Annotated in this window: 22 protein-coding genes and 3 tRNA genes; 13 read left to right on the forward strand and 12 right to left on the reverse strand. The window is 52.8% G+C overall.

The genetic code is table 11. The features are described from left to right. Positions 1-17: 17 nt before the first annotated feature. Complete coding sequence (locus tag ASAC_RS07805; RefSeq protein ID WP_148217167.1) at positions 18-1,259, reverse strand: hypothetical protein; 1,242 nt, start codon at positions 1,257-1,259, stop codon at positions 18-20. A gap of 25 nt (positions 1,260-1,284) precedes the next feature. Between ASAC_RS07805 and ASAC_RS05185 the strand changes: the two genes are divergently transcribed. After that, entirely contained in the window at positions 1,285-1,743 is a 459-nt protein-coding gene (locus ASAC_RS05185) for a DUF120 domain-containing protein (RefSeq protein ID WP_013266944.1), read from the forward strand. 276 nt (positions 1,744-2,019) lie between these two features. On the opposite strand, the gene ASAC_RS05190 is transcribed toward ASAC_RS05185, so the two are convergent. Continuing rightward, positions 2,020-3,405 carry an FAD-dependent oxidoreductase gene (locus ASAC_RS05190; RefSeq protein ID WP_013266945.1) on the reverse strand — a complete coding sequence of 462 codons (1,386 nt, stop codon included), beginning with the start codon at positions 3,403-3,405 and terminating at the stop codon, positions 2,020-2,022. Positions 3,406-3,489: 84 nt separating this feature from the next. Beyond that, on the reverse strand, positions 3,490-3,867 hold the full coding sequence (locus tag ASAC_RS05195) for a hypothetical protein (protein WP_158303793.1): 378 nt from the start codon (positions 3,865-3,867) through the stop codon (positions 3,490-3,492). Positions 3,868-3,893: 26 nt separating this feature from the next. On the opposite strand from ASAC_RS05195, the gene ASAC_RS05200 reads away from it, so the two are divergent. After that, positions 3,894-4,724: a D-aminoacyl-tRNA deacylase gene (locus tag ASAC_RS05200; protein WP_013266947.1), complete on the forward strand. Its 831-nt coding sequence runs from the start codon at positions 3,894-3,896 to the stop codon at positions 4,722-4,724. A gap of 5 nt (positions 4,725-4,729) precedes the next feature. On the opposite strand, the gene ASAC_RS05205 is transcribed toward ASAC_RS05200, so the two are convergent. Further along, positions 4,730-4,821: transfer RNA gene (locus ASAC_RS05205), tRNA-Gln, on the reverse strand. 156 nt (positions 4,822-4,977) lie between these two features. Then, positions 4,978-6,996, reverse strand: coding sequence for a 3-hydroxyacyl-CoA dehydrogenase/enoyl-CoA hydratase family protein (locus tag ASAC_RS05210; protein ID WP_013266948.1), 2,019 nt, complete (start codon positions 6,994-6,996; stop codon positions 4,978-4,980). 113 nt (positions 6,997-7,109) lie between these two features. Here ASAC_RS05210 and ASAC_RS05215 point away from each other — a divergent pair, with 113 nt between their 5' ends. Then, positions 7,110-7,376 (forward strand): hypothetical protein, encoded by a 267-nt coding sequence (locus ASAC_RS05215; RefSeq protein ID WP_013266949.1) that lies wholly within the window; start codon positions 7,110-7,112, stop codon positions 7,374-7,376. Positions 7,377-7,443: 67 nt separating this feature from the next. Here ASAC_RS05215 and ASAC_RS05220 read toward each other — a convergent pair whose 3' ends face one another. The 3 genes from ASAC_RS05220 to ASAC_RS05230 form a co-directional block, all read right to left on the reverse strand. Beyond that, on the reverse strand, positions 7,444-7,629 hold the full coding sequence (locus tag ASAC_RS05220) for a chromatin protein Cren7 (RefSeq protein WP_013266950.1): 186 nt from the start codon (positions 7,627-7,629) through the stop codon (positions 7,444-7,446). A gap of 196 nt (positions 7,630-7,825) precedes the next feature. Then, positions 7,826-8,383, reverse strand: a complete 558-nt coding sequence (locus ASAC_RS05225; RefSeq protein WP_148217169.1) for a hypothetical protein — start codon at positions 8,381-8,383, stop codon at positions 7,826-7,828. 137 nt (positions 8,384-8,520) lie between these two features. Beyond that, positions 8,521-8,623: transfer RNA gene (locus tag ASAC_RS05230), tRNA-Lys, on the reverse strand. 138 nt (positions 8,624-8,761) lie between these two features. On the opposite strand from ASAC_RS05230, the gene ASAC_RS05235 reads away from it, so the two are divergent. From ASAC_RS05235 to hmgA, 4 genes are read left to right on the forward strand one after another with little or no spacing between them, the layout of a single operon-like run. Beyond that, positions 8,762-9,817 carry a hydroxymethylglutaryl-CoA synthase gene (locus ASAC_RS05235; protein ID WP_013266952.1) on the forward strand — a complete coding sequence of 352 codons (1,056 nt, stop codon included), beginning with the start codon at positions 8,762-8,764 and terminating at the stop codon, positions 9,815-9,817. An 11-nt stretch (positions 9,818-9,828) separates the two neighbouring features. After that, a complete protein-coding gene (locus tag ASAC_RS05240) occupies positions 9,829-10,974 on the forward strand; it encodes a thiolase family protein (RefSeq protein ID WP_013266953.1) in 1,146 nt (381 codons plus the stop codon). A gap of 1 nt (position 10,975) precedes the next feature. Continuing rightward, positions 10,976-11,395: a Zn-ribbon domain-containing OB-fold protein gene (locus ASAC_RS05245; RefSeq protein ID WP_013266954.1), complete on the forward strand. Its 420-nt coding sequence runs from the start codon at positions 10,976-10,978 to the stop codon at positions 11,393-11,395. Then, a complete protein-coding gene (gene hmgA / locus ASAC_RS05250; protein WP_048813009.1) occupies positions 11,388-12,638 on the forward strand; it encodes a hydroxymethylglutaryl-CoA reductase (NADPH) in 1,251 nt (416 codons plus the stop codon). Before ASAC_RS05245 ends, hmgA begins: the two co-directional genes overlap by 8 nt. Here the strand turns inward: hmgA and ASAC_RS05255 are convergent. After that, positions 12,635-13,513, reverse strand: coding sequence for an NAD(P)-dependent oxidoreductase (locus ASAC_RS05255; protein WP_013266956.1), 879 nt, complete (start codon positions 13,511-13,513; stop codon positions 12,635-12,637). The two genes, hmgA and ASAC_RS05255, sit on opposite strands and share 4 nt — an antisense overlap. Positions 13,514-13,573: 60 nt before the next feature. Then, positions 13,574-14,083 carry a hypothetical protein gene (locus ASAC_RS05260; protein ID WP_013266957.1) on the reverse strand — a complete coding sequence of 170 codons (510 nt, stop codon included), beginning with the start codon at positions 14,081-14,083 and terminating at the stop codon, positions 13,574-13,576. A gap of 73 nt (positions 14,084-14,156) precedes the next feature. Between ASAC_RS05260 and ASAC_RS05265 the strand changes: the two genes are divergently transcribed. Next, the gene (locus tag ASAC_RS05265) at positions 14,157-14,519 is read left to right on the forward strand and encodes a hypothetical protein (protein WP_148217171.1); all 363 of its coding nucleotides are present in this window, start codon (positions 14,157-14,159) and stop codon (positions 14,517-14,519) included. A 386-nt stretch (positions 14,520-14,905) separates the two neighbouring features. Beyond that, a complete protein-coding gene (locus ASAC_RS05270; protein ID WP_148217172.1) occupies positions 14,906-16,144 on the forward strand; it encodes an acyl-CoA dehydrogenase family protein in 1,239 nt (412 codons plus the stop codon). On the opposite strand, the gene ASAC_RS05275 is transcribed toward ASAC_RS05270, so the two are convergent. Beyond that, a complete protein-coding gene (locus tag ASAC_RS05275) occupies positions 16,141-17,307 on the reverse strand; it encodes an iron-containing alcohol dehydrogenase (protein WP_013266960.1) in 1,167 nt (388 codons plus the stop codon). The two genes, ASAC_RS05270 and ASAC_RS05275, sit on opposite strands and share 4 nt — an antisense overlap. Positions 17,308-17,364: 57 nt before the next feature. On the opposite strand from ASAC_RS05275, the gene ASAC_RS05280 reads away from it, so the two are divergent. From ASAC_RS05280 to ASAC_RS05290, 3 genes are all read left to right on the forward strand, one after another. Beyond that, positions 17,365-17,443 (forward strand) — tRNA-Gly (locus ASAC_RS05280). Positions 17,444-17,601: 158 nt separating this feature from the next. Beyond that, entirely contained in the window at positions 17,602-17,931 is a 330-nt protein-coding gene (locus tag ASAC_RS05285; RefSeq protein ID WP_048813010.1) for a Zn ribbon-containing protein, read from the forward strand. A 55-nt stretch (positions 17,932-17,986) separates the two neighbouring features. Continuing rightward, entirely contained in the window at positions 17,987-18,754 is a 768-nt protein-coding gene (locus ASAC_RS05290) for a phosphoglycerol geranylgeranyltransferase (protein ID WP_013266962.1), read from the forward strand. Here ASAC_RS05290 and ASAC_RS05295 read toward each other — a convergent pair. Further along, the gene (locus ASAC_RS05295; RefSeq protein WP_013266963.1) at positions 18,720-19,004 is read right to left on the reverse strand and encodes a MazG nucleotide pyrophosphohydrolase domain-containing protein; all 285 of its coding nucleotides are present in this window, start codon (positions 19,002-19,004) and stop codon (positions 18,720-18,722) included. The two genes, ASAC_RS05290 and ASAC_RS05295, sit on opposite strands and share 35 nt — an antisense overlap. Before the next feature lie 57 nt (positions 19,005-19,061). On the opposite strand from ASAC_RS05295, the gene ASAC_RS05300 reads away from it, so the two are divergent. Beyond that, positions 19,062-19,250 (forward strand): preprotein translocase subunit Sec61beta, encoded by a 189-nt coding sequence (locus ASAC_RS05300; protein WP_013266964.1) that lies wholly within the window; start codon positions 19,062-19,064, stop codon positions 19,248-19,250.

Genomic DNA, 19,250 nt, shown 5'->3' on the forward strand with positions numbered 1-19,250 from the left:
CAACGTGAAGGGGATCCTCACTTTCTCTTAACTTGCCTTCTTCCAATACCGCCGGGGCTCAGAAGATATGCGCCTCCAAGAACACCTATGACAACCCCAACGACAAACATGCCACCCGCCAATATGCCTCCCCTTCTAGCCAAATGAGCGTAATAGCCCTCTGCGTTCTCTGCTATGGAGAGCTGCTTCCCATAATAATACAACTTAGCGCTAAGGTTATTGACCTCTTGCGTAAGGTTTCTGACGCTGTTATTCAGAAGCGAGAGCTCCGTGTTAAGCGAGGAAACCACCCCATCTACGTTCATTGACTGAGGTACCTTGCCCTCTATTCCTGGATATAGGGCCTCGGCAGCCTCCAGGGAGCCTACGGAGGCCAGCTCGAACGGATTAAAACCCACAGCAAATAAATTAAGGCTTACGTTAAAGTTGTCGCCCGGCTCCAGGACAGGCGTTCTTATGAAAGTGATAATATATGCCTGCGACTCATTTATTCCGAATAACTTGCCCTCAAGGAATTCCACTGAGGATGGATGGTCTACAGAGCTTATGCCTAAAGCCGCTGTTGGCGACGAGTTGCTAGAATATGCTGCTAACGCCGTTAATACAAGACCTGAGACCTCCGAGTTATTGGAGAGAGTTAAAACTTCGAAGCTCCCGTTTGACGCGTTTTCAAGCTGCGCTGCTGCAGTCCAGGTACCTGTCAGGCCGGCAGCACCTGCGCCGTAAGCTAAGTAGGCAAATGCAGGCTTGCCCCCCATGTTGGTGACTGATATAAGGACTCTCATATAGGGTTCAAGCCTGCTAAACGTCATATAAACTACTATATTGAATGGATATGTAATGTCACTTGCAGGGACCAGCTTTAAAGTCTCGGAGTTGTTGGTGCTTTGCACCACAGTGGCCAGCCACGTAGTTGACGTCAGGTTACCTGGAAGTGGGACTTCCGTTGAGTTTGGACTAGATATCGATATCAAGGGGCTTGGTACTTGCGTATTGCCTGTGGGAATTATTGGAAGTAATGAAGAGGAGGTAATATTTACAAGCCATGAAGAAGCCCTCAAGCCGTTGTGCAGATTAAGCTCTATATAATAAAACAGGTTACTCGCAGTAAGAGTTCCATTAGCGGCGCTCAAGGAGGACACGCTAAAAGGTAGCTGCGCAAAGGCGTGAGGCTGCAAAGAGATTATGAAGATGCCAGCAACAAACAGCATAATTATCAAGGGAGCCATAATTTTCGCAGCAAGCCTCCTCGCATTCAATGCCTAATGGCACCTTAGGTGAAGCATGTTCCAAGGGACTTTAAAAATTATTGAGACCTTCCCTCTTTACTGTGATGAGAAGTTGAAGGTAGACATTAAAGCTAAAGTGTTCAGCGGCCTAGGCGAAGGCGAGTTCTTCGTCAACCTATATGCAAAGAACATAAGGAAGGCTTTGGGTTTTTCTCCCTTTCCGGGGACCCTTAACCTTAAAGTGGAGGAGCCTTACGTAAGCGCGCTCGCTACCGCATTAAACAGGGCAGACCCCATAATGATAGATCCTCCTCTGGTCCCTGGCATGAGACTTGGAAGAGTACTAGCTTATCCTGCGCTCCTAAACTACACGATTAAAGTGTTCATAGTGAGACCTGAAATAACTGTGTATAAGAATGATGTTATAGAACTCGTAGCAGAGATTAAACTTAGAGATCTCCTAAACCTAACGGATGGTTCAGAGGTGACAGTAACCATAGAAGTGCCCGAGTAATAGATCCAAATTCACTTTATGATCAGTGCCTTATTAAGATCACGAGTTAACGTTAACTGCCGTGCGTGGATCTTCGCCGTACGGACATGGTTCCTTATATCGCCTAAGACTTACACTGAATGCGCCATTAGTCCTTTTTATCATAAATTCTTAGACCAATGCCTTTTAATATGGCATTTAGAAAAGAACAGCATTAGAAGCTACAGCAGACAATGGCAGTAAAGGCTTCTGTTAAGTCTACTGCCAGCCAAGGAATATCTTAACCTACGCAATGCTTTACCATGGCCTCTCACCAAAGGTCCTCATGAGAAGTCTGGCCGCTATTACCAAGGGATCCCACACGGGCGATAGCAGAGGCTGATAACCATAATCTGCGTTGAACAGATCCCACACGGTGCCTCCCCTAGTCAGCAGCGAGGCCACTACATTTATCCTCCAGAAGGCGGTCTCGTCAAAGCCCACTGCCTGTGCGCCAAGCAGTCTCCCAGTCTTTTCGTCAGCCACCACTTTAAGTGATATCTTGCTACCCCCTGGTATGTAGTGGGCCTTTGTGCCGGCCTCCAGGGACACCTCCACTGGCTTAAAGCCGACCTTAGAGGCTTCGGACGCGCTTAAGCCCGTCCTCGCCGCTACGACGTCAAATACCTTAAAAGCAGAGGTACCAACGCTTCCAAGGAATACCGAGTCCACGCCTCCCAGGTTACTGCCAGTGACGTGCCCCATCTTGTTAGCTATCTGAGCAAAAGGCCTCCAGACCAGCTGTCCAGTTACAAGGTCCTTATGCTCAGTTACGTCACCAGCTGCGTAGACGTCAGGATTGCTGGTAAGGGTTCTCTCATCAATTATGATGCCGCCGCTCTGGCCGAGTTTAAGGCCTAGCTGCTTGGCTAGCTCGTTGTTAGGCTCTATGCCGACACCAACAACAAACATATCGCCCTGATAAGTGCCCTTACTTGTGACGACCTCGGTGGCCGTGTTATTTATTATATTGAATCTTTCAACGGCCGCGCCAGTTACCACCTCCACGCCCTTAGACCTTATGTTGTCCTCTACAATCTTAGCCAGCTCAGGGTCGAGCATCCTTGGGGCCACCTGTCCCAGGGCCTCTATTATTGTGACTTTAAGCCCCAGCTTGGCCAAGTTGTCGGCCATCTCTAGGCCTAGATAGCCAGCACCTATGACTACAGCCCTCTTGCCCGGTCCCAGGGACCTTGCGTAGTCCCTTATCTGTTGGCCTGACTCCATGTGCACTATATAGAACACGTTCCTGGCCCCCCTTATCTCAGGCCAAAGCTTAGGCGCCTTGGACCTAGCGCCTGTGGCTAGAACAAGCTTGTCCCACTCAAGGCTTTCCTTAGTTCCAGTGCTGTTATCCACATATATAAGCTTCTTAGAGTCAGGGTCAACCTCAATAACTGTCTTGTTGAGCCTAAGATCTATCCCCCTCTTAGTAAACTCGCTTGGAGGATAATATAGTAGCTCATCGAGATCCTTAACCTCACCGCCAACTAGGTAAGGCAGCCCGCAGAACGCAAAACTTACCCACCTGCTAGAGTCTATAACTATCACGTCATTCGAAGGCTTAAGCCTTTTAGCCCTCGAAGCCGCCGACATTCCGGCGGCCCCAGAACCTATAATCACTATTCTACTCAAAGCGTTCACCGAACAATCTATATTAAGGGCTAGGATTTAAAGCGGTGTACTTAGGAACCACTTCACCCCCGTGAGGACCTCCTTAAAGGTTTATTATTCCTGAGAGAGCAGGACGCCGCCACCTGTTGACTTGCCTATCTCAAGAATCAACCCAGAGATCGCGACTAACTCGCCAGGCTCACCTTCTACAGTCACCGTTATGGAGCTATGAGACCTCAAAGGTTCCCCTATGCCCTCAGGAAGGAGTGCAAGGACTTTAACAAAGGTACCCCTGCATGAGGCCACAATCCATGAGGGGCCAACCGTCATTATGCAGTTGGCTCTCTCTAAGCCCCTCCTTATGGCCTCAAGCCCTCTAATGATTAGACTTGGTTCTTCATATATTATGTTAAAAGTGACCTTTGACGCGCTCATTAGCAGTTCCGCCCAACGTAGTAGACTATGGGAAAACCTTATTTTTATGCTGTACAATTCCCTCATCTAAGAAGGCGCCGCGCATGCTCTCAGTTGTGTTCTCATTAAAGGACCCTGTAGGCGTCAGGGCATCGGAAATTTTGATAAACCTCATCAATGCCAAGCCCGCAGCGTGCCCTGCAGCTTCCATTTGTTATAAGGCTGAGAACGCGGTGATAGCGGGCTTTGATGTCGATCAGACGGAGTTCGAGTTCCTTGACAAGACGCCTGAGCCCAGCGCAGACGCTGCAATAGTTCTATCAAGGCATGAGTCTGAGAGCGGTAAGAAGTCGCTCACGGTGCATTTCACGGGAAACCCGACAGCTAAGGCCCTGTTTGGGGGCAGGCCGGCCGAGCTTTCCTTCGCGCCGGCCCACCTGGCTAAGCCTCTTCTACAGAGGTACTACTACCATGCCAGGGAGCTGGGCCTGCTGGAGGCTTACGCCATATCTCTTGAGGCAACTCACCACGGCCCTACCACTAACAGGAAGCCGCTTGCCTTTATAGAAATTGGCAGCACGGCTAAAGAGTGGAACGACGAGCTGGCCCTAAAGGCCATGGCTAACGCTGTGGCAGACGTTTTACAGTCCTCTAACGCTATTCAGGGATGTAGCCCAGTCCTAGGGCTTGGTTCCACCCACTACCCAGCAAGGTTCACGGAGCTTGAGCTCTCGTCAGAGGTGTGCATGGGCCACATACTTTCAAAGCACGTCCTAGGCGAGCTGGCCCCTGGAGCCCTGAGACAGGCAGTAGAGAAATCGCTTCCTAACGGCGCCCGCTCTGCTTTGATAGAAAAGAAGGGAGCTAGCTCATCCGTAAGAAAAGCATTAATAGATGAGCTCAACTCCATGAACGTCAAGGTACAGCTTATATGAAAAGTTGGTAGCCGGGCGGGGATTCGAACCCCGGTCACGGGGGGTCCTCCCTTTGAGGTCCAAGGCCCCGCATCCTGGGCCGCTAGACGACCCGGCTGCCTCACCCGGCCATCTAAATAGATGCGCGGCCTCCTTTTAAACGAAATGCTGGCCCAGTATCAAGGCGTGACCACTAAAAGGAGAGTTAGGCTTTGTCTCAAGTCAGCAACGCCATTAAAATATAGTTTTTATGTCATAGTTTTAATGGAAAGGCTCACTCCCCTTTAAATAATGGCTTCCTCTTTTCCAGAAACGCCGAAACCCCCTCAACGACGTCTTTAGTGCTGAAAAGCAGGCCGAAGAGCTGGGACTCAAGGGCCAGGCCAGCCCATATGTTGGACTCAAGGCCCATTTCTACGGCTAGCTTAGCGGCCAGCAGAGCTAACGGGGGCTTCTCCGCAAGCTTAAGCGCGAGGCTCCTGGCCTCCTGTTCAAGTCTTTCTGGTGGCACCACGTAGTCAACTAATCCCAGTTCCTTGGCATCCTTGGCGGACACCATGTCGCCGGTGAATATCAGCAGTTTTGCTGAGCTCCTTCCAACCAGCCTGGGAAGCCTCTGGGTTCCGCCCGCGCCAGGTATGAAGCCTAAGTTTATCTCAGGCTGGCCAAGCATTGCGGTCTCCGCGGCTATCCTTATGTCCCCGCTCATTGCTATCTCAAGGCCGCCTCCCAGGGTGTAACCGTTTATGGCTACAATGATGGGCTTCGTGTAGTATTCCATCTTAAGCGTGAGCTCCTGGAACTTCCTTGAAAATATGGCGGCCTGTATGGGAGTTATTCCTGCAAAGCCGGTTATGTCGGCCCCGGCGCTGAACGCTCTGCCTGAACCTGTTAATATGACCACTCTGACGTCTGGGTTCTGCTCTATTTCATCGAGCGTCTGGGACAGCTCGTTAATCATGTCAACATTAATTGCGTTCAGCTTGTTTGGCCTGTTGAGTATTATCCACGCTATGGGCTTCTCGTACCTTACTATAAGGGTGCTCTTGGCCACCTCCTCGTAGTGGCCATACTCGTAGAAGCCCTTGCCGGTCTTGACTCCCAGGGTCCCCTGGGAGACCATCTGCGTGAGCAGGGGCTCGGGAGAGTACTCGGGGCCTATGTCCTGCTTCAGCTGGTTAAGCGTGGCAACTATGGAATCTATGCCGTACTGGTCCGCCAGCTCAAAGACACCTTTAGGCCACCCAAGCCCCAGCTTGACAGCCTTATCTATGTCTTCTTTTGTAGCTATGCCGTTCTCAAGCAGCCAGGCGGCCTCATTCACAGCGCTGGCTATGAGCGTCACTGGATCCACCTTGCCTGCTAGGTCCTTAGGTATCTGGGGCCTCACGTAGGCTCCAGGCTTGGGGTACTCGTAGAAGCCCTTGCCGGTCTTCATGCCAAGGGTGTTAGCCTTATACATCTGTTCGAAGAGCGGGCATGGAGTCTGCTTGAACCCCCTCTGGGTCATAGCTACAGCTATCAGGTAGAAGACGTCTATGCCACTGTAGTCCGCCAGCTCGAAGGCCCCCATTGGGAATCCCAGGGAGAACCTGACCGTTGAGTCGACCTCCAGCACCGAGGCCCTGCCCTTGGCCACTAGCCAGCAGGCGGTGTTGAGGAACCTTGCCAGTATCCTATTAACTATAAAGCCCGGCACGTCCTTATTGACGACCACCGGCTGCTTCCCTATCCTCTTAGCAAGGTCCACGACGCTCTGGACTACGTCATCAGAGGTCCTCTCCCCCTTTATGATCTCTATTAATGGCATCAATGGTGGCGGGTTGAAGAAGTGCATACCCACCACCAGCTCCGGCGACGATGTAGCTGACGCTATCTCAGTTATGGGCAGGCTGCTGGTATTGGTGGCCATTATAATCTTGCCCTTCCTGTGTTGATCTACAAACCTGAATAACGCCTGCTTCGCGTCAAGCTTCTCGGTTATAGCCTCTATCATCATGTCTGCCTGCGAGGCGACGGCAGCCAAGTCATTACTGAAACTCCCGTCAGGGTTGACGCTTATAACAGCTGTTATTCTTGACATCACGGAGTCTACGCTTTCCTTCAGCTGCCCCTTCTCGGCCAGTTTCGAGAGGCTCCACCTAATTTTGTCCATTGCCGAGTCAAGTATCTGCCTATTTACATCCGCTAAGAAAACATTATAACCCGCTATGGCAAAGACTTCAGCTATTCCATGACCCATCGTGCCAGCTCCAACAACCAGAACTTGCTTCACGTCATTCGCTGAGACCATCAAGTGTCCCTGATAGATAGTTTAAACCCTAATATTAAATGAGTTAAATTTAGGGACACATATAACAAAAAGGTTATAAGGCTGCTTAAATCTGAGCCCCTAGGTGAACCTAAATGAGCGAGTACCTCTCTCAGGTCAGAGAGATGCTCTCTAAGGACGCCGGCAAGTACAACATAAAGGTCGAGAACAAGGGTAAGAACGCCCTCTCGATAACTCGCGAGGGCTCTGAGCTCATGAGCATCCGTGACGCCGACGACAACGTGGAGCTGACGTTCAGGGGACAGAAGTACACTTATGATAAGTGGTATACAAAGCCACAACACCTTGTTCAGGTAATAATAAATGTTCTAAATGCCAACACGCAGCAGAACGACGCTTAACGAACAGAGTCAAAAACAAAAGAAAACGTTTTATTAACTTCTGCATTTGTCCCTAACGTCCAGCCAGTTACTTAGCTGGGTAGTCGTCAGGGACCTTAGCCCTGAAGAACTTGCCGCTCTCAGGGCTCTTGAAGAGGCCTATCTTGACGCCCTTCCTAGTCTTAGGCGCCAGAGTCCAGACCTTTATGGGCGAGAGCTCTACCTCCTTGCCCGTAGTTGGATCCTTTACCTTTACAGCCGGGAGCTTGGACATCTACCACACACCTCCCTTGGTCTCGTGCTGTATTGTTTTCAACCTAAGCTATTAAGTGTTATTGGAGCAACTTAAAATAAATTAAGGAGCTATGCTAAAGAACTTTAAAAGTATTATTAAAGGTTTCCTTTAATAGTAGTGGGACCATCTGTCGTGATGCGCCCGTTAGTCGCCTGAGCTCCAGAGCGGTAAACCACTAGAAAATCTTAATGAGAAGCGCTAAAAAGAACAACAGAGTTGCAACGCCCAACAATGAATCTAAGATCTTGGCTAGATTTGCGGGCACCTTAGAAGCCAGCGTTCCTATGGCTGGCATGACTAGCGAGGACGCGGCGGAGAACGCTAACAGGATGAACGCGCCTTCATAAGTTCCTGAAGCTATTGCCATAACTAGCACCAGCAGCTTCGATGGAGTTATCGCTAATGCTCCCTGAGCCAGACCGCTTCCACTAGCTGATATCTCCATTTCTTTGCCCATCAATGATGAGTAGAGCAACATCACCGCAAATATCATACCAACCATATACCCTATTATCTCGATAACGCTTATGAAGCCCAGCCTCAGGCCAGCCTCTATAACAGCAAGAGCTAAGGGAACCGAGAGCAGAAGAAACCCGATCCCGTGAAGCGCACCAAAGTAGAGCACGTCTCTACGAGATCTCATCAACCTCATAGCAACTATGTGATCTGGCTCCGCGGCGTGCTCCGCTCCCATAGCTGCCGCTATTGCCATCTCCTCCCAGTAGCTGTACACTAAGCCCTCCCCTCTGCTATGAACTCTCTTAAAAAGCGCCTGCCCTTGTGAGAATTTCATTACTCCAAAGCGTTTTGAAACGCTGCAGGCCGAGGCCTAAAGTAGATGTTGCGAAGTCAAGGAGCCCTTCAGGGCTGTGGCGGGCCCGCCGGGATTCGAACCCGGGACTTCCGCCCGCGGCTAGGCGTCGCGGCCTACGGGTTAAGAGCCCGCCGCTCTACCTGGCTGAGCTACGGGCCCACAGCCAGGAGGCATAGAGCAAGGAGACCCGCTTAAGAATCTTTATGAGAAAGCCTGTTTAGACAGCTGTCTATAGAGCTACGGTCAAGTGTCTATATGCTTTTTAACCCGTAGGGCAAGGGTCCCACGGTGCTATTCGTGTCAGGACCTAGAGCGGGCATACATGGCTGGGGGGCTTACATCCCAGCCTATAGGCTTCCCATGAGTGAGATAGCGAGGATCTGGGGCTGGCACCCAGAGCAGTATAAGGGGCTGGCCGTGGAGGAGAAGGCTGTTGCTGGCCCCGACGAGGACTCCACTACAATGGGTTATGAGGCGGCCAGGAACGCCATAGCCAGGGCTCAAATAAAGCCCAGCGAAATACAGTCAGTGTTCTTTGGAACGGAGTCCAAACCATACGCTGTCAAGCCCAGCGCCACCATAATTGCCGAGGCCCTTGGTATAACTCCATATACTATGGCAAGCGACCTTGAGTTCGCCTGCAGGGCCGCGAGCGAGGGCATGAGAGCCCTGCAAGGGATGGTCGCCTCAGGCCTCATAAAGTATGGCCTTGTGATTGGCAGCGACACAGCGCAGGCAAATCCAGGCGACGTGTTGGAGTTCACAGCTGCAAGCGGCGCCGCGGCCTTTGTTATAGGCCCCGAGAGGGGCTCAGCGGCCATAATTGAGGACTCCGTTACCTTTGTGACGGACACCCCTGACTTCTGGAGGAGGGCTCAGGAGCCCTACCCCCTTCACGGCGAGGGTTTCACAGGCGAACCGGCCTACTTCTATCATATAGAGAATGCCGTTAAGGCCCTCTTCGAGAGGACCGGCCTGAGGCCCAACGACTTCAAATATGCCATATTCCATCAGCCCAACGGCAAGTTCCCAGTTAAGGTTGGCACAGACCTGGGCTTTACTATGGATCAGCTCAAGGAAGGCCTGGTGACGCCTATGATAGGGAACACTTACAATGCCAGCGCGCTTCTAGGCCTTGCGAAGGTACTCGATAAAGCTAAGCCAGGGGACAGGATACTCCTGGCGCCCTTTGGCAGCGGCGCCGGCAGCGACGCGTATTCTATAGTGGTCACGGACTCCATCGAGGAGAGGAAGGCCCTGGCACCCACCGTTGAACAGTATCTTGCACGCAAGGTGGTGATCGACTACGGCTTCTACTCAAAGAGCAGGGGCATCATCTTTACAATTAAGTAGGGGGTGAGACTATGGCCTCGTACATAGAAGGCGTTGGAATGGTAAAGGTTGAGAGGCATTATGAGAAGGACCTCTATCAGCTGGCTGCGGAGGCGGCCTTCAACGCAATTGACCAGGCTGGAGGCGCCTCGGGAATAGACTACATAGTTGTGTCTAACGCGCTCAGCAGTGTGCAGGACGAGCAGCTCGACCTTGGGGGCTACATCGCCCTAAGTTTAGGGCTCAGGGGCGTCAGAGCCCTGAAGGTGGAGGCTGGCGAAGCCTCAGGTTTAGCTGCAGTTGCCGTGGCGCACTCTCTAATAGAGTCCAACGTAGCTGACAAAGTTTTAGTCGTGGGCGTTGAAAAGGTTACGGAGTTCCAGAGCTCAAAGACTTACAGACATCTGCAAATGGTATTTGACGCCAACAGTAGGTCCTTCTATAACGTGGGCTTCGCTGCTGACGCTGCCATGCTTACTAGAATTTACATGGACACATACAACGTCGACCGCGACCTGTTATCCTACTGGCCCGCACTAATGCATAACAACGCCAAGGAGAACCCCTATGCAATGCTTAACTTCGCCATAAAGCCGGATAGGGTGTCCAAGTCGCAGGTTATGGCAGACCCCATAACTCTGCTCGACAGCTACCCCTTAGGCGACGGCGCAGCGGCCCTGCTGCTCTCCAGCAAGGACTCGTCCAAGAGCCCAATGGCCAAAATAACCGCCGTTGAGTCAGCCTCAGGCCTTGGATCCCTGGAGCTGGCGGACGACCCACTCATAATAGACAGCCTGGCCGAGGCCTACAGGAGGCTTCAGAACATCGCATCAACTGATGGCGTTGACGTTATAGAGCTCCACGACTCGTTTACTATAATGGGGCTGCTCACCCTCGAAACCATAGGATTAGCGCCCCGCGGCAAGGCTGCAGAGCTAGTTGCCAATGGCAGGTTCTCCGCGGGTGGTGAGGGGCCAGTGGTGAACCCCAGCGGAGGCCTCAAGGCTAGGGGGCACCCCATAGGGGCCACCGGCGTCTACCAGGTGGCCGAGGTAGCCCTGCAGGTCGCCGGCAAGTTCCCAGGACTGCAGGTGAGGGGGGCAAGGAAGGGACTGGCTGTCTCAATCAACGGCGTGGGCTCCAACTCTTATGTTGCGCTTGTGGAGGGGGTGGAGTGAGATGTCCATGGATCTCTCGGTTCCTAGGTACTGGAGGATGAAGCTCTCCCTTTACAGGCTCCAGGGGGCCAAGTGCAAGGCCTGCGGCCGCGTGCACTTCCCTCCAAGGCAGGCATGCCCATACTGCGGCAGCCGCGACCTAGAGCTCGTGGACCTGCCAAAGAGGGGCAGGCTAATTTCATACACTGCAGTCTATGCTATTCCTGAGGGCGCCAAAGAGTACTCGCCGGTGTACGTGGGGCTAATAGACCTTGGAGCCGCTAAGGTCGTGGCTGAGCTAACCGACGTCACTGACCCTTCAAAGCTCAAGAAAGGCCTAGAGGTTGAGGCCGTGTTGAGGAGGACCAGGGTAGACAGGGAAGCAGGACTAATATACTATGCACTGAAGTTCAGGCCCTCCATGGGTGTACCTGATGTCTAACGAGGAGCTGAGCTCCAAAGTTGAAGAGGCCCTTTCCAAGCTCGAGTCCGGGGAGCTCAGCTTCAGCAAGCTTGACTCCTTTCTTGGTAACCCTAACTTAGCGGCCCTCGTCAGAAGGCTGTTCCTTGAAAGAAAGTACAACGTGAGGCTGACCTCCATAGCGTCAACAGTCATAGACTTCGTTGGGGTTGTTGGGCATAATATAGAGAACCCCATAGGCGCGGCACAGATACCTCTTGGCGTTGTTGGGCCCCTCAAAGTGCAGGGAGACTATGCAAGAGGGGAATTCTATGTACCTATGGCCACTACTGAGGGGGCGCTTGTAGCTGGAGTTAATAGAGGTGTCAAGGCAGTAACTATGAGCGGAGGCGCCAGGTCGAAGGTTTTATATGATGGCATGACAAGGGCGCCAATAATATGGACTCCGAGCGTAGTCGAAGCCCAGTCCCTGGCGTCCTGGATAAAGGGTAACATAGGCGCCTTAAGGGAGGAGGTTAAGAAGGTCACCCGCCATGGCGAGCTCGTTGATGTGCAGACTTACATCGTAGGTAACATCCTGTGGCCGAGGTTCGTGTTCAGGACGGGTGACGCCATGGGTATGAACATCGCAACCATAGCATCCGATTTGCTCTGTAGCTATATAGATGAGCACTACAAGGGTGAGCATCGCTGTCTCAGCGTCAGTGGCAACCTGTGCAGTGATAAGAAGCCAAGCAGCATAAACAGGCTTTTGGGAAGAGGCAAGTACGTGGTCTCAGAGGCCATAGTCAAGGGCGACGTGCTAAGGGACCTCATGAGGACTACGCCGGAGAGCGTGGACTTCATAAACAAATCAAAGAACCTTCTTGGCAACGCGGTGGCTGGAAGCCCCAGCTTTAATGGCCATGTTGCCAACATAATAGCGGCGATATTCATAGCCACAGGCCAAGATGTGGCGCAAGTCGTTGAAAGCAGCATGGCCTACACTTGGACCGAGGTCAGGGGCAACGACCTCTACATATCGGTTACCCTTCCCAGCCTTGAGGTAGGCACCGTCGGCGGCGGCACCTGGCTTCCAACACAGCGGGAGGCCCTGGAGCTCCTGGGAGTGGCCGGCGGCGGGAACCCCCCAGGAGTTAACGCACTTAAGCTGGCAGAAATAGTCGCGGCCGTCGCCTTGGCCGGCGAGCTCAACCTCCTGGCTTCCCAGGTTACTGGGGAGCTCGCAAAGGCACATGAAAGGCTAGGAAGGGGCCGCGGCTAACGTTGTTGGGAGAGCTTTCTGTAGAACTCGGCTATCGCTGAGACGTCAAAGTCCCCTAGTCCTAGCCCCTCGGACATCCTAAACATATTGGATGCTAGGGATGTCAGGGGCACCGGCACTCCCAGCTTCTGCGCCTCCCTGATCATAATCTCTGTGTCCTTCCTCATGTGCTTAAGGGCGAACTGCACGCTGTAATCAGAGTTCAGCATTTTAGGCACCTTAAGCGAGCTGCTGGGCGACCTGGTGCCGCTGATGTTAAGAAATAGATCTATTATCTGGTCTGGCGAGAGCCCTGCCCTCAAGGCGAAGTTTATCGCCTCCGCGAGGCCGTTCATAAATATGGCAAATATCATGTTTCCGGCCAACTTCATGTAAAGCCCCATGCCGTTAGGCCCCACGTAAACTACCCTGCCGCTGGTGGCGCTCAGTATAGGCTCGACCTCCGCATAGCGATCCTTCGGCCCTCCTACAAGAACGGTGATCCTCTTCTGCTCGACGTCTACAGACGTGCCCATCATGGGCGCATCAAACATCACCCCTCCGACGTTACTAACCTCTTTAGCCAACGAGACGCTGGTGGTGGGGGATATGGTTGACATATCTATGAGCACCTTGCCTCTGAGGTGGGGCAGCAGGTTGCCGACCACGGCACTTACAGCATTATCGTCAGAGAGCACGGTAATTATGTAGTCTACCCTATCTGCGAGATCTGATGGCGTCGCGAATACCTCGACCTGGGGATACGACCTGCGAAAGTCCTCGGCCCTGGCCCTTGTCCTGTTGTAAACTCCGGCGAGGAGGCCAGCCTTGGCCAGGTTAGCCGCTACCCTATAACCCATAACACCTAGGCCTATGACGCCTACCCTAGCCATCATTAACCCGGTGCATCCTCGGCCCATAGTAATAAAAGGCTTATCTTAGTAAAGCCTCAAGGTCTAGCACTTAATACCCTGGGAACGGGCGCATTGACTTAGGGAACCCGCTAAGGTCTTCACCTTTGGCAGAAGCTTCCTTATGGCCTGGAGGATTAACTGGGAGTCCTTAGCGAGCTGCTCCTGGGTGAGCTGACCGCTTATTGTAGAGCTCCAGAGCCTGGCCCTGTAGGAAGTCTGATCTATTTGGACGCTGAAGTTCTTTGTGCTCACAAGGAAGGTGTCGGATCCCCTAACTATTGATAGAGCGTTGCTGCCCACCTTCCATATCTTAAGCAGGCCAGCGTCGTTCATGTAGAAGGTCTCGCCACAGCTGGCGGAGCAGAGAGAGGCCTCGTTGAGCTGAGTGCAGCCTCCTTTGGCCGATGCCAGGCACTCCACATATCTTGCTACCTGGTCCACAGCGCTGTTAAGCTCCATGATTTCAGATATCATGGAAGACACTTGCAGTGACGCGGCCCCTTTCCTGGACGTCCTTGATATCTCTTCAAGTTTGCTGAGCGGGGAGCTCAATATTTACACCTTGCACTGGGTAGTGCTGACTCACTTTTAAAGTCTACCAGGGAAGCTCTGACTTGGATAAATGATGAGCTGCCGCTGCCACGGTAAAGAGGGCCTTGAGCTCATACTATGTCTAGCGCCTCCCCCAGGGGATCACGAGGTATCAATTGATATAGGTAAGGGACGTGAAGTCATCATTAACTCTACAGGCATCTATGTTAGGGCGATAGTCAGCGATGATTACCTTCCTTTCATAAGGACTACATCCTTGGCAGTGAGCGAGATCACGCTGAAAAAGTTTGGCCTTAAATATGAGGACCTTCTCTGCAAGACCGTTAGGGGTCTCCTTGAAGCCTCCAATCATGGATCGGAGACTGCCGCAGCGCTGGTAAAGGAATGCAACGACATGATAACCTCGATACTTTCTAACTGCGGTGAAGGTGACTAGGGTTCGGCCTTCGTCGTGACTAACGGTCACCTTTAATGACTGTTAGTCGCTCGGCCTCGTCACTCCTGTCCTGCTCCCCGCGCAGTCTACGGGAGCGGCTCACCTGCCACTCCCCTCGAGGACATGGGGGCTTCACTGGGCGCCTTCCTCCACCTCGCGACTGCTCGTAGACTTCACGGCGGCGCCCCCTTCTACATCATTAGAGGCAACAGCAGAGCACGTAAAATTCACGGTTTATCAGAAGCCGCTGACGACGGCACACGGCACCGGCCTACTTGATTGCATTAAGGGGATTAGAGGTAGTTAAAATAACGGGCAGTTACGTAGATGTGTTACAGGCAGCCAACTTGGCAACACTTAATATTTTCCTCTCCTAGGCTACCCCGGTGAATGCGTTGGACTTCGAGCTATCTCAGGATGAGAAGCTGTTTAAGCAGTCGGTCCACGAGTTCCTCTCCAAGGAACTGGCACCTATATGGAGCGACATGGACGCCAAGAAAATGATACCTACGGACCTTATCCATAGAATGGGTGAGCAGGGCCTCTTTGCAATCCCGGTGCCGGAGCAGTACGGGGGGCAGGGAGGCAGCTTCCTGCTGGCAGCGTTGGCTGTTGAGGAGGTGGCTTACAATGACCCTGCCGTGGCCACGGCTGTCTTTACACTGCTTAACAATGCGTGGCCATACATACTTTACCTTTACGGTAACGAGGAGGTGAAACAGGAGATACTGCCCCTAGTGGGCAGAGGCAGGGCGTTCTTTGGCATAGCCTCCACGGAACCGACCGGCGGCAGCGACGTTGCAGGGGAGCGAACGTCAGCTGTTAAGGACGCCAATGGCATCTACAGGGTTTCAGGGGAGAAAGTTTACATAAGCGGCGTCAGGGAAGCCATAGAACAGCTAGACCTGGGCTCCTGGTACCTGATAGCCCGCACCTCGCCCGAGCCTGGCCACAGGGCCCTCACAGGATTTGCCTTCATAGGCAACTACAGAGGTAAGAGGCCAGAAGGCTTTGAGTACTCGATACTCAATACCATAGGAAGGCACGCCATATCAACGGGTACTCTCAAGTTCAACGGAACCCCTGTGGAGAGCAGATACGTGATCGGCCAGGAGGGAAGGGGGTTCTACATAGCCATGGAGGGCTTCTCGCTGGCCAGGGTTCTCGTCAGCGCGGCTAACATAGGTGCTGCCCAGTGGGCCTTGGAGACCGCAATCAGCTATGCCAGGGAGCGTAAACTCTTTGGTGACAAGCCCATAGCCTCCTACCAGGGCGTCAGCTTCCCAATAGCTGAGGTGGCCTCAAAGCTGGAGGCTGCCAGGCTACTCGTCTACAAGGCCGCACAGGTGGCTGACAGAATTTACATAAAGAAGGAGGCGGGCCTAAGACCTCATGACCTTGACTACTGGGCCTCCGCCGCCAAGATAGAGGCCGTTGAGACTGCCCTAAATGCTGCTGAGGTCCTAATGAAGACCTACGGCGCGCTGGCCTACACTGAGGAGGCTAACGTGTTCAGGAACCTCCTGGGCGTGCTGTCGTACTTCGTGGGAGCTGAGGGGACGCAGAACATAATGAGGTACATAGTGGCGAGGGAGCTCATAGGAAAGGACTACGTTAAAGGCTAAATCATAGACGTTAGGAGCTCCGTCAACTTTTGCTCGTCAAGGTTTACCCTTCCAAGCCTAGTCCTAAGCCTCTCAGCTACTATTGGATTACTGAAGGCCCTCCTTACGGCCTCCCTCACTATGTCCCTACCTATGCCATAGTAGCCTAGCCTCCTGTTAAACCCGACGGACTCCGCGAACTTTTCAAGTATATTGCCGGCGGTTTCCGCCGTTATGTTCCCAGAGGGCTCCAGTATTCTCAGAAGCCTTGTAGATATATCAGGGGAGGCGGAATGTATTATCGGCGCCAAGGCGGGCCCTATTATCGCCAGGCCGCACCCGTGGGGCAGCGATGGCACTAGGCCACTCAATATGTTCTCTATCTGGTGTACTATGTTTGTCGGGCTGAGGTCTATAGCGACGCCCGATATCATTGATGAGTACATGAGCCAGTACCTGGGCGACTCATCCTTAGGGTTAGCCACTGCCAGGGGCAAGTTCTCAACAATCCTCCTTATAGACTCCTCGGCCAAAGCCCAGACCAGCGGCGAGCTTCCGACTGTTGTGGCAGCCTCATAAGCGTGGTAGAGCGCGTCGAAAGTAGTACAAAGCACCTGCTCCATGGGCATAGAGATGGTGTACCTTGGATCGTCAAAGGCCGCCTTAGGGTAGCAGACCTCGTTGCCAAGCTTGTCGCCCCTGGTGACGTCAGTCATATTGGCGTAGCGGTTTACCTCGGACCCAGTTCCGTGAGTTAGGTTCACCGCGTAAACTGGTAAACATGTCTGGGCGCGCCGCTTGCCGTAAAGGTAATCCAAGGCCGTGCCGCCATTAGCAACTATGGCCGAGGCTACCTTAGCGGTGTCTATTGTACTTCCTCCGCCTATCGCTATTAGGGCCTCAGCCCCGAAGTCCTTAACGTACTTCGCCAGCTCATCTGCAAGTGATGAAGGTGGGTTGGCCACAACCCTGTCAAATATAGAATATTCTACTCCGTTATCCCTCAATATGGCAATGACGTCATCGAGCGCTCCGCTGGCCTTGGCCGCAATCCTACCTGTTACTATAATGACCTTCCTGACGCCTTTAACGTAGCTTCTCAGCGACTCCTCGGAGCTGGGTCCGAAGTGCACCTTTGTGCAGCTGTAAGTCCATTCGAAAGGCTTTAGGGGCAATACTCTCACCGCGCACTAAGATAGAAGCTAGCTTAAAAAAGGGGAGCTATAGGTTACTCAACTGGTGCGGCGGTAGTCTAGCTTGGACTAGGACGCCGGCCTGCCACGCCGGAGGTCCCGGGTTCGAGTCCCGGCCGCCGCACCATTTGTTTTAGCCAGGAGAACCACCCCGTTTACGCCAGGTCGTTGAAGCCCAGAAGGGATCCACTACCTTATGGGGTTCAACTATCTTACATGTGAAGAGGTTTAGCTTCAGCGAGCTATTTAACTTTGTCAAAGAGCAAGGCTAGGCGGGTGGCTAGGGTGGCGAGGAGGAGGAAGAGAAGAATTAAACAAGTCAAAAGAGTGAGGAAGCCTTCAAGGTACTTCCAGTGCCCTCGCTGCGGCGCTATGACGCTGACTGTGGACTTCAAAAAGTTGGACTCAGCTAATGAGAAGCTAGCGATAGCTAGATGTGGTACATGCCACCTGTACTGCGAGCTCAGGGTCCCGATAACTCTTGACAAGGTTGACGTGTATAACAAAATATCTGACCTAGCCTATGAAAACCGCCTAGACGAATGCTCGCGTCCAACATCTGAGGAGGATAGCGAAGGCGAGGAGGAGGGTAGCGAGGAGGGAGAGGAGGAATAACATTTAAAATTTAGGAACTACTTAATCTCTCAAGCCGACTCAGAGGAAGGGAGCTTTGAAGATAGGAAAGGTCCTAAGGATGCTGCTCTCAGAGAGGGATGAGAAGGGTAAGATACACCTGACCCTCATAGACCCTGAGAAGACCTCGCCCGAGGAGGCCGAAAGAATAGCGATGACAGCGGCGGACGCGGGCTCCACGGCGATTCTAATAGGGGGCTCCTTAGGTATCTTTGAGCCTCTACTCTCGGAGGTGGTCAGGGCTGTCAAGAAGTCAGGGCTTCCTGTAATACTGTTCCCTGGAAACATCAACGGTTTAACGCCACACGCTGACGCCGTACTGTTCATGACTCTCATGAACAGCGATGACCCATATTATGTTACGGGGGTTCAGGCCCAGGCGGCCCCCATAGTGTTAAGGATGGGCATAGAGCCCATCCCAACCGCTTACATAATAGTTGGCTATGGCGGCGCCGCAGGCTACATAGGCAGGGCTAGACCTATACCCTACGAGAGGAGCGACATACTGGCCGCCTACGCTCTGGCTAGTGCTATGATGGGGGCCTCGCTAATCTACCTCGAGGCTGGCAGCGGCGCCCCGCGGCCTATACCGCCCAGCTCTGTTAGGGTTGTTAAGTCCGTGCTTAACTCGGCTGGCTTTGATGGTCTCCTGATAGTTGGCGGCGGCATTAACTCGCCCGAGGTCGCTGCAGCTATAGCCGAGGCTGGAGCTGATGGCATAGTTAATGGTACCCTTGTTGAGAAGGATCCGCGCTCGCTGTATGACATGGTTAACTCTTTACGCCTTCGCAACAGCCGGCCTTAGCAAGCTCTTGCCCATATTTGCCCCGCAGCGCCTCCTCGACATCTATGTCAAGTAGATTAGCTATGCTTATGGCCCACGCTATGACATCTGCAAGCTCCTCCGAGATGCCTGACTTATCCCTCTTCAACAGGGCCTCGCCAAGCTCCCCAACCTCTTCTACAAACCACGCAAAAGTTGGAAAGAGGCCCCTCTCGCTGTCCCTGTTGAAATACTCGTCCTTCATGGCCCTCTGAACACACCTAAGCTCCAAGGGCTCGCCCCAAGTTAGGTTAAATAACGCTGGCTAACATTAAGGGCGCGAGGCCCTATGCCTGATAAGAAAAAGAGCGCCTCAAGCAGCAAGAAGAGGAAGGAATCAGGACCACTGGCCGCGGCTGGCCTCGTGGCCTTCTACGAGAACTATAAGTCTAAGATTGAGATCTCGCCTACCTCACTCGTTATCATATCTGCCGTAATAGCGGCAGCCGTCATCATAGCCAGGATGGTAGTTCACTAA

The sequence above is a fragment of the Acidilobus saccharovorans 345-15 genome, from assembly GCF_000144915.1.
In the GTDB taxonomy this organism is placed as follows: Archaea; Thermoproteota; Thermoprotei_A; order Sulfolobales; family Acidilobaceae; genus Acidilobus; species Acidilobus saccharovorans.

Coding starts and splice junctions, on each gene's coding strand:
- ASAC_RS05185 (WP_013266944.1), top strand. CDS start 1,285: ATGTTCCAAGGGACTTTAAAAATTATTGAGACCTTCCCTCTTTACTGT.
- ASAC_RS05200 (WP_013266947.1), top strand. CDS start 3,894: ATGCTCTCAGTTGTGTTCTCATTAAAGGACCCTGTAGGCGTCAGGGCA.
- ASAC_RS05210 (WP_013266948.1), bottom strand. CDS start 6,996: ATGGTCTCAGCGAATGACGTGAAGCAAGTTCTGGTTGTTGGAGCTGGC.
- ASAC_RS05215 (WP_013266949.1), top strand. CDS start 7,110: ATGAGCGAGTACCTCTCTCAGGTCAGAGAGATGCTCTCTAAGGACGCC.
- ASAC_RS05220 (WP_013266950.1), bottom strand. CDS start 7,629: ATGTCCAAGCTCCCGGCTGTAAAGGTAAAGGATCCAACTACGGGCAAG.
- ASAC_RS05240 (WP_013266953.1), top strand. CDS start 9,829: ATGGCCTCGTACATAGAAGGCGTTGGAATGGTAAAGGTTGAGAGGCAT.
- ASAC_RS05245 (WP_013266954.1), top strand. CDS start 10,976: ATGTCCATGGATCTCTCGGTTCCTAGGTACTGGAGGATGAAGCTCTCC.
- hmgA (WP_048813009.1), top strand. CDS start 11,388: ATGTCTAACGAGGAGCTGAGCTCCAAAGTTGAAGAGGCCCTTTCCAAG.
- ASAC_RS05255 (WP_013266956.1), bottom strand. CDS start 13,513: ATGATGGCTAGGGTAGGCGTCATAGGCCTAGGTGTTATGGGTTATAGG.
- ASAC_RS05265 (WP_148217171.1), top strand. CDS start 14,157: ATGAGCTGCCGCTGCCACGGTAAAGAGGGCCTTGAGCTCATACTATGT.
- ASAC_RS05300 (WP_013266964.1), top strand. CDS start 19,062: ATGCCTGATAAGAAAAAGAGCGCCTCAAGCAGCAAGAAGAGGAAGGAA.